At 45.6% G+C, this 12,851-nt stretch carries 9 protein-coding genes; 6 read left to right on the forward strand and 3 right to left on the reverse strand.

Annotated elements, in window-relative coordinates; genetic code table 11:
* Positions 1–160 precede the first annotated feature (160 nt).
* The 6 genes from ACZ5ZC_RS12555 (at position 161) to ACZ5ZC_RS12580 (ending at position 9,099) form a co-directional block, all read left to right on the forward strand.
* Positions 161–3,145 carry a M6 family metalloprotease domain-containing protein gene (locus ACZ5ZC_RS12555; protein WP_464931953.1) on the forward strand — a complete coding sequence of 995 codons (2,985 nt, stop codon included), beginning with the start codon at positions 161–163 and terminating at the stop codon, positions 3,143–3,145.
* A 174-nt stretch (positions 3,146–3,319) separates the two neighbouring features.
* Complete coding sequence (locus tag ACZ5ZC_RS12560; RefSeq protein ID WP_005390499.1) at positions 3,320–4,132, forward strand: hypothetical protein; 813 nt, start codon at positions 3,320–3,322, stop codon at positions 4,130–4,132.
* A gap of 176 nt (positions 4,133–4,308) precedes the next feature.
* A complete protein-coding gene (locus ACZ5ZC_RS12565; RefSeq protein ID WP_464931954.1) occupies positions 4,309–5,778 on the forward strand; it encodes a protein adenylyltransferase SelO in 1,470 nt (489 codons plus the stop codon).
* Between the two features lie 212 nt (positions 5,779–5,990).
* Positions 5,991–6,989, forward strand: coding sequence for a TRAP transporter substrate-binding protein (locus ACZ5ZC_RS12570; RefSeq protein WP_005390503.1), 999 nt, complete (start codon positions 5,991–5,993; stop codon positions 6,987–6,989).
* A gap of 70 nt (positions 6,990–7,059) precedes the next feature.
* The gene (locus ACZ5ZC_RS12575) at positions 7,060–7,734 is read left to right on the forward strand and encodes a TRAP transporter small permease (protein WP_054867871.1); all 675 of its coding nucleotides are present in this window, start codon (positions 7,060–7,062) and stop codon (positions 7,732–7,734) included.
* 3 nt (positions 7,735–7,737) lie between these two features.
* Positions 7,738–9,099, forward strand: a complete 1,362-nt coding sequence (locus tag ACZ5ZC_RS12580; protein WP_053807126.1) for a TRAP transporter large permease — start codon at positions 7,738–7,740, stop codon at positions 9,097–9,099.
* A 42-nt stretch (positions 9,100–9,141) separates the two neighbouring features.
* Here ACZ5ZC_RS12580 and ACZ5ZC_RS12585 read toward each other — a convergent pair whose 3' ends face one another.
* From ACZ5ZC_RS12585 to ACZ5ZC_RS12595, 3 genes are all read right to left on the reverse strand, one after another.
* The gene (locus ACZ5ZC_RS12585) at positions 9,142–9,324 is read right to left on the reverse strand and encodes a hypothetical protein (protein ID WP_041853050.1); all 183 of its coding nucleotides are present in this window, start codon (positions 9,322–9,324) and stop codon (positions 9,142–9,144) included.
* 78 nt (positions 9,325–9,402) lie between these two features.
* The gene (locus tag ACZ5ZC_RS12590) at positions 9,403–10,740 is read right to left on the reverse strand and encodes a sigma-54-dependent transcriptional regulator (RefSeq protein ID WP_005390512.1); all 1,338 of its coding nucleotides are present in this window, start codon (positions 10,738–10,740) and stop codon (positions 9,403–9,405) included.
* 4 nt (positions 10,741–10,744) lie between these two features.
* Positions 10,745–12,550 (reverse strand): sensor histidine kinase, encoded by a 1,806-nt coding sequence (locus tag ACZ5ZC_RS12595; RefSeq protein WP_395185568.1) that lies wholly within the window; start codon positions 12,548–12,550, stop codon positions 10,745–10,747.
* Positions 12,551–12,851: the final 301 nt, after the last annotated feature.

Below are 12,851 nucleotides of genomic sequence, written 5' to 3' on the forward strand. Positions count from 1 at the left end.
CATCCGACGCTTTTGTAACGTGATGCTAAATAATATTGTGTTATCTGAGCGAATTGATACCAGCCTTAGTCGTTAGCCACTTAACCTCATTCTATGTTTATGGGTTACTGTGTACTGGCTGTGCTTGGAATTAAACGAATCGAAAAGATGGAGCCGTACTTTGAAGTTCAACACACTCGCCTTGACTATGCTAACTGCGCTTCTTGCAGGTAAGAGCATGGCAACTACTCCGCCATCACCAGTTTGGCATACTATTGCGTTGAGCGATGGTACCTCTAGTGAGGCAATTTTACGCGGCACTGCCGATTTCCACTGGTTTGAAGATAAACAAGGTAATGCCTTGGTTCATGAAGATGGTATTTGGTTTTTTGCACAGATTCAGCGCGAGTCAGACATCCCAACGTTGCGCTCGACGGGTGTTGCTAAAACTCAATCGAGTAATGCGCCTGAATCGGCGAAGTTTCGCCCGGATCTACAAGTTAAGCCGCAGTTATCTTCTCTAAAAACCATTGAACCGATGGCGCGCCAAAATCTATTGCGTTCGGCGCAAGGTTATCAGGCGATGAGTAGCTCATCGGTGAAGCAGCAACCACTGTTGGTTGTGCAAGTCTCCTTTGATGATCAAGCGATGGTGCATGACTTCGAACAACGTGTGTTTAATACCGATGGCCAAAGCGTTGTCGATTATTTTGATAAAAACTCTCAAGGGAAATTCAAAGTTGTCCCTGCGATTGAGAGTTATGGTGCCGCGAATGATGGTGTGATCAATGTGACCGTGGCGCAAAGCCACCCAAATTGCCACTCTAGTTCAACAGACAAGACTTGCACTGCCAAGTTGAATGCGGTCTTCACCGAAGCGTATCAAAAACTGGATCCGTACTTTAATCTTTCGGCTTACGACAGCAATCAAAATGGTACCGTAGAACCGTCAGAGTTGTCAGTGATGTTTATTTTTGCTGGTGGCGACCGTTCAACCGGATTCCTTGATCGTCCTTCTATTTGGCCTCATAAATTCTCTCACGACGATGTGACACTAGATGGCAAAAAAATTGCCGATTATTGTGTGTTTGCTGACTACCAAGTTGATCATCAAGCGACGTTAGGCGTGATCGTACATGAGCTTGGCCATTTAATGCTTGGCTTGCCGGATTTGTACGCAAGGAACAGTGATGCCTCGATCGGTTCTTGGGGCGTGATGGGTGGTGGTTCATGGGCACAGAAACCGGGAGACTCATACGCAGGAGACACGCCAGTGAACATGAGCGCCTGGAGTAAACACGCCGCTGGTTTCGTTGTACCAACGATCACTCATGAAAGCCCGATGCCTATTTCCGTGAATAACGACGATGTCAAACTGGTGTATCTCGACCCGTACTTGAAAGAGTTTGGCCCACGCGTTTATTTGGAAAACCGTACCTTTAGCGGTTACGACCGAGCATTGGCGGCAGAAGGCATACTAGCGACGTCGGTTAATGTCCAGAATCGCTTTAACGATGTTGGCGCGATGCAGGTTCAAATCATGCAGGCCGATGGTCTGAATGAGTTAGAACATGATGGAAGCAGTGATGCCGGCGATTTGTATCCTAATGGTGGCAATGTCATTTCAGATACATCGACCCCGGGTTTGAGAGCGATCGCCGGGTTTGATACTGGGGTTCGTATTTCCAACATTGCCAGCAATACCAACGGCGGCAGTTTTTCTCTTGAGCATATAAACGAGCCAAATAAATCGGCATGGTTGAACTCTCTTCACCAAGGTTATGTGTACGCAAGTGGCAGTAACACTCTGGCGGTATCATTGGATTTGAATGCTGAGACAAAGCTTGATGGTCTTCAACTTTACGCGCAAAGCAATAGCGCTCAAAGTGACATGACTTATCGAGTATGGCGATTCCCATTCTCAGGTAACGTGGGCTACCGATTAATATTGGATCAGAACAATGCTGAACTTTTACAGCAAGGTAGCTTCCAAAAGCCATCCCGAATTTTATTCCCTCAACCGAGCCAATTAAGTGCGGGTCAGCACCTGTTAGTAGTGGAATTAGAAGGCGGTGAATTTGAATCGAACTTTGACTTTGGCCGCTTACTAAAAACTGAAAAATCATCCCTGCCTGTAATGTGGACTGGTAATTACAATGAGATAGGTACGTTTGGTTTAGAGCAAGCCGGGTTCTCTTATGTTCCGTTTGCAGCACTCTTGAATGTGGAGGCGAACAACATTGTTGAAGCGAAAGCTGACTCACTGCAAACCGATAAGAATACGCCAATCGATCTGAACTTGATTGACAATGATTTCATGGCCATAGGATATCAGTTCAATGTGGACATTGTGCAGAAGCCTGAGCACGGCACCATTTCTGGCAACCAATACCAACCTGAAGCTAACTTCGTTGGTTTGGACAGCTTCCAATATCGTTTGCTGTCTACGGACGGCGTGTATTCGTCTTCGGTTGTGAGCGTGCAGGTCGAAGTACTTGGTAGTAATGAAGCACCAAAAGCGCTCATCGATGTGGATAGCCAAAAGATTACTGCTGGACAGAAAGTAACATTGTCGGCGGCAAACAGCACAGATGCGGATGGCGATGTGTTGAACTACCGATGGGAGCAATTGGCTGGTACTTCAGTTTCTATCGGAAATTCGACCAGTGCTACGGCAAGCTTTACAGTGCCTCAAGGTATAAAAGCGGGTGAGGTTCTGACATTCCGTCTAACTGTTACTGATCCAAGTAATGAAACCTCCAGTGCTACCGTCAATTTAACCATGCAAAACGCAGCGCCAGTCACGTTAGCAGATACGGCGACCGTTACCGTTGGTGAAAGCATTGTGATTGATGCTGCTGGCAATGATTCGGATGTGAATGGCGATAAACTGGTTGTAGAAAGCGTACAGAACCTAACGGGCGTGGGAAGTGCGAGTGTAGAAAATGGCAAAATTCGTTTTCAAGCTCCGGATAGTGCGGTTGATAACATCAAGCTGCAATACACGGTTTCAGATGGCAACGGTGCTACCGCAATGGGAGAAGTGACTGTGACGGTTGTCGCTTCCTTGAAAACAACGACATTCAAGAACTCTGAAGGTAGCGGCAGTGTTTCTTATTGGGCTCTGATGTTACTCGTTGCATTGGGCTGGCGACGCCGCGTCTAAAACGATATCGAATTACGGTATAAGCCACTCACATTGAGTGGCTTATTTTTTGTGCCTGTTTTACTTCCTAATACTTCTCATTATCTTATGAGATGTGTTTCTCATTATTTTTAAAGCGATTTTTCTATTCAGCGGTTACCCTATGGGCAGATTTTTATAAATTAAGGATGTTGTATGTCAACCGAGGACTTTTCTGTTTCGGCAATATGCCGAGAAGCAGCAGTTATGGTCAGACGGAACCTACTCGCAATTGTCATTGCTTGTATTCCATTGATCATCGTGCACTCAATTTTTGTGTTTATGTATCCTGAAATGACGGGGCAAGATCAAGCGAACGCTCAAGAAGGAAACATCGCGGGATTTTATTTCGTCACAATCATTTTATACCCACTTGTTGCCGCGATGGCGGCTGTGCGTGTACACCGAATTTATTTGGTTGGCGATTACATGCACTCAGCGTTGGATGTATTTCGCTTGTCAGCCAGAGAATTCCGTTTCATTGGCTGGTGGATATTATTTGGGTTGATGATGATGCTCGTCATTGGTATCCCAATCTTTGTGTTGTCGTTTCTCTATATTGCAGAAAGTGGTGAACCCGATTTTGTCGCCATGGCGTTTATCACAACGGTTGCAAGCATTCCGGGCTATTGGGTGATGGCGCGCTGGTCATTTGTATTGCCTGCGACCGCAATGGATCATCAGCCGCGCAGCTTGCGTCGTTCGTGGAACCAAAGCAGACCATACAACAAACAAGTATTCATTTTGATGGGCTTAATTCCATTGGGCGCGGGATTGCTCAGTCAGCTTATCTTTAGTCACTTTACTAACCTCTTCATGCTGAGTCTTGTGGGTGTTGCCTATGGTATTTTCGGTGCGTACCAGTTGGCTTTGTTATCGTTGAGCTATAAAACGGTCGTGGATATTGAACGTGCTCGTTTTGATACACCATCAGAGCCACCAAAAACGGGTGAAGAGTTTTCCGCTTAATCATTTGATCGCTTTTACATACCACTTTCGTTTGTGAGGTGGTATGCAGCGGGTTAATACCTTCCTACTGCCTTCGCGTTATTCACGCAAAATACCCATGACCATTTCATGGCTGAATGACAGTGACGTTCACACGTATACTGACATCAGTACTTCTTTTTATTAAGGAACCCCACATGTCCATTTGGCAACGGGTCAGTTTCACCCATCGCTTTAGTCAATTACCGTCAGCTTTCTATACTTTGGTCGAGCCGCAACCCTTGGATAATACTCGTTGGGTCGCTTGGAATGGTGAGTTTGCGCAGCAGTTTGGTTTACCAGCAGAGCAAAACGATGAGCTATTGGCGGTTTTTTCTGGGCAAAGCCAATTCGAACAATTTCGTCCTTTGGCGATGAAATACGCAGGACATCAGTTTGGCGTTTACAACCCAGACTTGGGCGATGGACGTGGATTGCTGTTGGCGGAAATTGAGCATCAAGATGGCACTTGGTTTGATATTCACCTTAAAGGCGCGGGGCTAACCCCCTACTCGCGAATGGGGGACGGCAGGGCGGTGTTGCGCTCAACCATTCGTGAGTATCTATGTAGTGAAGCCATGGCAGGGCTTGGGATCCCGACGACTCGTGCTCTTGGCATGATGGTCAGTGACACGCCGGTTTATCGCGAGAAAACAGAATTCGGCGCAATGTTGATTCGTATGGCGGAGACCCACGTGCGTTTTGGCCATTTCGAGCATTTTTTCTATACCAATCAATTGGCAGAGCAGAAGTTGCTGGCGGACAAAGTGATCGAGTGGCACTTTGCTGATTGTGCGTCGGCAGAGAAGCCATACGCCGCAATGTTTGGTGAAATTGTTCAGAAAACAGCGGACATGATTGCTTATTGGCAAGCGTATGGGTTTGCTCATGGGGTAATGAACACCGACAACATGTCGATCCTTGGTCAAACGTTTGATTACGGCCCGTTTGGTTTTCTTGATGATTATGAGCCGGGATATATTTGTAATCATTCCGACTACCAAGGCCGTTATGCATTTGACCAACAGCCAAGAATTGCGCTTTGGAACCTCTCAGCGCTCGCGCATGCGCTATCGCCACTCGTTGAGCGAGAAGATTTAGAAGCGTCGTTGAGCCAATTTGAAGTCCGGTTGAGTCAGCAGTTCAGCCGCCTAATGCGTGAGAAGTTGGGTTTAAAAACCCAGATCGCGGAAGATGGGCGTTTATTTGAAGCAATGTTTGAGCTCCTTCACCAAAATAACACGGATTACACTCGCTTCTTTAGAACGCTTTCAAATCTTGATACTGATTCTTCTCAATCCGTAATCGACTTGTTTCTCGACCGAGAAGCTGCGCGAGCTTGGCTTGATCTGTACTTAGCTCGATGTGAGCTAGAGGTTGATGAACTAGGGGGCCTGATTTCAGCCGAACAGCGTTGCGAACAGATGCGTCAAGCCAATCCCAAATACATCTTGCGTAACTACTTGGCTCAGTTGGCGATTGATAAAGCGGAAGAAGGGGACTTTAGCGAATTACACCGATTGGCCGAACTGTTAAAGCGCCCATTTGATGAGCAACCCGAGTTTGATGATTACGCGAAATTGCCACCAGAATGGGGGAAGAAAATGGAGATAAGCTGTTCTTCATAAATGGGTCATTTCCCACCCATTTGAATCTTTTTCTTGGGTGGAATTCACTCGTTATACTCTGTGTTCATGTTAATGGGCTTTGTTAATTTATTGAAATACATATGAATTTTAACATGGTCCATTAATTGCTCTTTGTTGAACATCCGTACCCATCGCCTAATACCTAGTTATTCATGGACGGGATGGGATGTGATTCAACAAGGAGAATAATAATGTTTAAGCCTCTAACTCTACTATCTGTCTCTGCGCTTGCTGTAACGAGCTTTAACGCTGCCGCGAATTGTGACCCAGGTGAAACGGTCATCAAGTTCAGCCATGTAACGAACGCGGACAAACACCCAAAAGGTATTGCGGCTTCGTTACTTGAAAAACGCGTTAACGAAGAGATGAACGGTAAAGTCTGTATGCAGGTGTTTCCGAACTCAACGCTTTACGATGATGATAAGGTATTGGAAGCACTACTAAATGGTGATGTTCAACTCGCTGCACCTTCTCTTTCTAAGTTTGAGAAATTCACCAAAAAGTACCGCCTTTTCGATCTGCCTTTCTTATTCGACGATGTCGACGCTGTTGACCGCTTCCAAAACTCTGAAGCCGGTGAAAAGCTGAAAAACTCAATGAAACGACGTGGCCTACAAGGTATTGCGTTTTGGCATAATGGCATGAAGCAAATGTCAGCCAACAAGCCGCTCATTTCTCCAGCCGATGCTGAAGGGCTTAAGTTCCGTGTTCAAGCTTCTGACGTTCTCGTTGCTCAGTTTGAACAGCTAGGCGCAAACCCGCAAAAAATGTCATTCAAAGAAGTGTACGGTGGCCTGCAAACTAAGGTTATTGATGGTCAAGAAAATACTTGGTCAAACATCTACGGCAAAAAGTTCTTCGAAGTTCAAGATGGCATTACGGAAACGAACCACGGGATTCTGGATTACCTAGTGGTGACGTCAAACGACTTCTGGAAAAACTTACCAGACGATCAGCGCGAGCAGCTAAACACAATCATCCAAGAGGTGACAGCGCAGCGTAATGCTGAGTCGACCAAGGTGAACCTTGCGAACAAAAACAACATCATCGAAGCTGGTGGTGTGGTTCGCACGTTAACGCCAGAGCAGCGCCAAGAATGGGTCACTGCACTTCAGCCAGTATGGAAGAAGTTTGAAAAAGACATTGGTTCTGACCTAATTGAAGCCGCTTTGGCTTCTAACCAAAAATAATAACGCCTAGCACGCTTAGCCCTCTCGATTAGAGGGGGCTCTTTTCCCCTACAGACGACGTGATGTAATTATGGAACAGACTTTTTTTGCCAAGGCTGGACGAATCACCGATGCCATTGAAGAGACTTTGATTGCTTTCTTCTTAGGTGCCATGACCTTGTTAACCTTTGCCAATGTCATCTTTCGTTATGTCTTTAACGACAATATTCTTTGGGCGCTTGAGCTCACCGTCTTTATGTTCGCATGGATGGTGTTGGTCGGCGCTTCTTACGGTGTGAAAAAACACTTTCATATTGGTGTTGATGTGATCATCAATATAGTGCCAGAGGGCAAACGAAAAGCCTTGGCGTTATTTGCTGCAATATGCTGTTTAGCCTTCTCTATTTTGCTTTTAATTGGCTCTTGGAACTACTGGTATCCGTTCGCCACAGACCGAGCGTGGTATGAAACGGATGATATTCCAATGCCGGAAATGCTTCAGTTTATGGCGGATTGGTTAAACGAGGGAGAGCGTTACGAAAAGCTGCCACGTTTTATTCCTTATTTCGCTTTGCCGCTTGGTATGGCGTTGCTAACGCTGAGATTTGCTCAGGCAACATGGCAAATTGCTACCGGAAAGCTCGACCGACTGATTGCAGGACATGAAGCGGAAGAAGAGCTAGAGGCGCTTCAAGAAGAGATGGGTGATGCCGGTGATCTTATGGCTCCAAAGGCCTCAGACAATTCTAAGAGCAAGGAGCAATAAGCCATGGATATCTTGTTTCTATTTTTGATGGTGATTGGTTTCATGCTCGTCGGAGTGCCAATCGCAGTTTCTCTGGGTCTTTCCAGTATTCTTTTCCTTTTGATTCATTCGGATGCGTCTTTGGCGTCTGTTGCTCAAACGTTGTTTAATGCATTTGCTGGACACTACACTCTATTAGCAATTCCATTCTTCATTTTAGCTTCAAGCTTTATGTCGACAGGTGGTGTAGCAAAACGGATCATTCGTTTCGCGATTGCGATTGTAGGCTGGTTCCGTGGTGGTTTAGCGATGGCTTCGGTTGTCGCGTGTATGATGTTTGCCGCGCTATCAGGTTCATCTCCAGCAACGGTTGTTGCCATAGGTAGCATCGTTATCGCAGGTATGATCAAAAACGGTTACTCAAAAGAGTTTGCGGCCGGCGTAATTTGTAACGCAGGTACGCTAGGGATTTTGATTCCGCCGTCTATCGTTATGGTAGTTTACGCTGCCGCGACCGATGTGTCAGTTGGACGCATGTTTCTCGGTGGTGTGATACCGGGTTTGTTGGCTGGCGTCATGCTGATGATAGCGATCTATATTGCTGCCCGTATTAAGAACCTGCCAAAACAACCATTTGTCGGTTGGAAAGAGACGTTTGATGCAGCTAAGGATGCAAGCTGGGGTTTGTTGCTGGTGGTGATCATTCTCGGTGGTATTTATGGCGGTATTTTCACCCCAACAGAAGCCGCTGCAGTTGCTGCTGTGTACTCGTTCTTTATTGCCAACTTTGTATACAAAGACATGGGGCCATTTGCAGACAATAAAAACACTAAACCTGCGCTCGTTAAAATCTTCCAAACCTTCGTTCATAAAGACACCAAACACACGCTGTATGAAGCGGGTAAACTCACCATCATGCTGCTTTTCATTATTGCCAATGCGTTAATTTTGAAGCACGTTCTCACGGAAGAGCGCATCCCGCAAATGATCACAGAGTCAATGATGTCAGCTGGTTTAGGACCAATCACCTTCTTGATTGTGGTGAACGTATTGCTGTTGATTGGTGGTCAATTTATGGAGCCATCAGGCTTATTGATCATTGTTGCACCACTGGTGTTCCCAATTGCGATAGCACTGGGGATCGACCCAATTCACTTAGGTATTATGATGGTGGTGAATATGGAGATAGGTATGATAACACCACCTGTTGGGCTTAACTTGTTTGTTACTGCAGGTGTCGCCAAAATGTCGATGATGAACGTAGTAAAAGCCGCACTGCCATGGGTGGCGGTGATGTTCCTATTCCTCATTATTGTAACGTACGTGCCATGGGTGTCGACTTGGTTACCAACCACCTTGATGGGGCCAGAAATCATCACTAAATAATGGCACCAGATATTTGAAGAAAAACAAAAGAGGTGTGATGATTCACACCTCTTCGTCTATGGGTTTGTAGCTAGGCCTACGAGGGTCTGGGTGGACTCGCCGCTCGTAGCTTCGCCACTTCTTTTTATTCTTGCGCCGCTCTTCGCCTGAACGTCTCTCTTCTTGATATTGCCCGTCTACCATCACGGTATCTGTAATGATCGGTATTCTCACTTTCTCGTTCATATCCGTAACAACCATGATGAATCAGTTATTAAAAATTATGATTCAAGTTGGATATAATACCAATCCTTGAGAATCGTTTTATTTGTAGAGCTCTTTATCTATTTGATAGCGTTGCATTTTGTCATACAGAGTTTTTCGAGGCACATTCAGTTGCGCCATTGTCTGTTTAATGCTGCCGTTATTTTCCAGTAATGCGCCTTCAATGGCTGCTCTCTCGAACTCTGCTACTTGTTCTGCAAGACTTGAAGAAGGCTTGGCAACCGGAGTCGATTCTCCTAACTGAATTAATTTACCCAATAGCACGAAACGTTCAGCTGCATTTCTTAGTTCGCGAACATTGCCTGGCCAGTCATGGTTCATCAGTTGGGCGAGGTCGTGGGATGACAAGCTAGGAGAGCTTTTACCGTAACGTGAAGCCGCTACCAATAGGAAATGATGGAAGAGGGCAGGGATGTCTTCTTTCCGTTCACGCAGTGGCGGGAGATCTAAGGTAACCACATTCAGTCGATAGTAAAGATCTTGGCGAAAGGTTCCCTCTTCAGCAGCACGTTTCAAATCGACTTTGGTGGCGGCAATCACTCGAATATCTAAGGGCAAGAGTTCATTCGAGCCGACACGCTCAATCACACGCTCTTGCAGTACTCTCAGTAAACGGATTTGGGCTTGGATTGGCATTGACTCGATTTCATCCAAGAAAAGTGTACCGCCTTGAGCAAATTCAAACTTACCGATACGGCGGCTTTCTGCGCCAGTAAATGCGCCTTTTTCATGCCCGTAGAGTTCGCTCTCAATCAAATTCTCTGGTACTGCACCACAATTTACTGCGACAAAGTTTTGGTTCCGTCGAGAGCTTTGCTCATGCAAAGAGCGGGCGATTAACTCTTTACCTGTACCAGTCTCGCCAAACAATAAGATATCTGCATCAGTATCGGCGATGTGAGCAATGGTTTCGCGTAACATTTGAATGCTAGACGTTTCTCCGATAACACGAGGTCCGAGCGTTTTACTTGCCTTGAGAGACAGGCGTAACTTCTCGTTTTCAACCGTTAATTGGCGCTTCTCAATGGCGCGCTTGACGGTTTCAACTAGGTGCTCTGGTGGGAATGGCTTTTCGATAAAATCATACGCTCCTTGGTGTAACGCATTAACCGCCATTGAGATATCGCCATGACCAGTAATCATAATCACGGGAAGATGGGTGTCTTTTCGTACAAGGGTATTCAGTAAATCCATCCCTGAAATACCGGGTAAGCAAATATCGGTAATCACCACACCTGGCTCGGCTCCCTGCTTAATGGCGAGTAAGGCAGATTCAGCGTCTGGAAAGAATGTGGCATCGATATCTGCCAATTCAAACGTTTGTTCTATTGCCAGTCTAAGATCGGCTTCATCATCAATAAAAAACACCTGACACATGATCTCATCCTTTTGATTGTTCTGTGTTGTTAGGAGCGATAGGTAAACACAACGAAAATCGAGCTCCGCCTTGTTCTCGATTTTGGGCACATAATCTTCCGTTCATACTGGCTAAGATTTGTTGCGAGATGGAGAGCCCTAAACCTAACCCATTTTGTTTGGTAGTTAGGAAAGGCTCACATAAGTCCGAAAGTGAGAAATCTCCAAGCCCTGGACCATTGTCATCTACATGAATCCAAATCAAACCGGCATGTTCGTCTTGCTCTACGGATAACTGTACTTGTTTGTCTTGTTGCTCTTTGAGAGCCTCTATCGCATTGGTCAGCAGATTAACCAACACTTGTTCAAGTTGAATGATATTGATCTGAACTTCAACATCGTGCTCTGGTACCTGCATTTTTAGCGTGACACGTGCAGATTTAAGTGCGGGTTTCATCAGCTCTTTGACTGAGGCAATTACTGGAAACAAACGAGATTGAGCCAGCTCGTTTCCACTGGTTTTTTTAGCGAAAGAACGAAGCTGCTGACTGATGTTTGCCATACGATCAGTGAGGGCTGAGATGCGAGTTAGATTATCTTCCACTCGCTCATATTTTTCTTTTTGGAGGAACAGCTTGCCGTTTTCAGCAAAGCTGCGAATGGCCGCAAGTGGATTATTCAGTTCATGACTGATACTGGCTGACATTTGCCCTAATACTGCTAGTTTCGCAGCTTGAACGAGTTCGTCTTGCGTTAGGCGAAGTGTTTGTTCGGTTTCAATTCTCTGGGCGATTTCTGCTTGCAATTCTGCGGTGCGAGCCATGACTTGATATTCAAGTTTTTGATTTGCCTCTTGCTGAATTCTCTCAAGTTGTAAGTGGCGTTGTTGACGGTGATAGATGAGCTGGCCAATTAACAACAACACGGTGAATGCAAGAGTAAGTACAAAAATGTAACCCATCGTAAGCCAGACGATAGACTGCTTGGGAGATAGTACACGGATGGTCAGCTTGAGCTCTGGTAGGGGCAACGAAGAGACCACCAAGGTCCCTTTGTTATATGGGTAACCTTGTTTTAGCTCAGAATGCGTTTCCTCCACATTGCCCACCAGTCCTAGAGTTTCAATTGGCTCATCAAGGTATTGTCGGCTTGCCCAAACTTGTTTTCTTTCATTCTCAGTCAGTGGTTGTAAGCTTTTGAGTAGCCAATCACTTCGGCTGCTCATGAAAACAATCCCGTGCGGATCGCTCGCGACGAACACACTATTTGGCTGCTGCCAGTTGTCTTCTATCTTACTCAAGTCCATCTTAACCACGACCACACCAAGGACGCCGCCCGCGTATATGATCGGATAAGAATAGTAGTAGCCACGCTTACCCGAAGTCGAACCCAGCGCGTAGTATTGGCTTCGTTCCCCAACGATTGCTTGTTTGAAATAAGGGCGGAACGCAAAATTTCGTCCAATAAAAGATCGCTCTTTACGCCAGTTGCTGGCCGCGACCGTCGTACCCCATTGATCGATTAAATAGGTATCTGCCGCTTCAATCACGTCATTAACGGATTCTAAATACCGATTGGTGAGTTCCAGTTGGGCACTGTTATTTGGATGCAGTAACGCTTGATGGAGAGGGTCATCTTTAGCCAGAAGATTAGGGATATGGGCGTATTTATCGAGTTTGTTTTTAATATGACTAGAAAATTGCTCAAGTTGGGACTGGTGTTTATCAAGCAATGATTGATAACTAGTCTGCCAAACCCAATGACCACCTATGATTGCGCAAAGGAAATAGAAGGCAAAAAAAGTCAGCAGAATCCGGTTTTTTTGCGACATCCTTACACTCCTTAAACCTTTCCTTTGGTCACGTAAGAAAATGTTAATAGTTTGTAGGGAGGATTAGGGATTTAGTTTTCAACTCTGTGGAGTAAAACAAGAGCAAGATCTCTTTTTAGGCTTTTCGATAAAAAAACCGGTCGATTCTCTTGAAAAAGTCGCTATTGTCCCCATTCTAGATATGCTGACGATACTTAGACGGTGTTTGAATCGCATTTTTGAAGAAAAAATGGGTCAGCATTCGAGAATTTAGCGCAGACAATGTCCACATAGTGGCTATTGGCTCGACAGGGTTGCGACA

The sequence above is a fragment of the Vibrio sp. JCM 18905 genome (genome assembly GCF_055393305.1).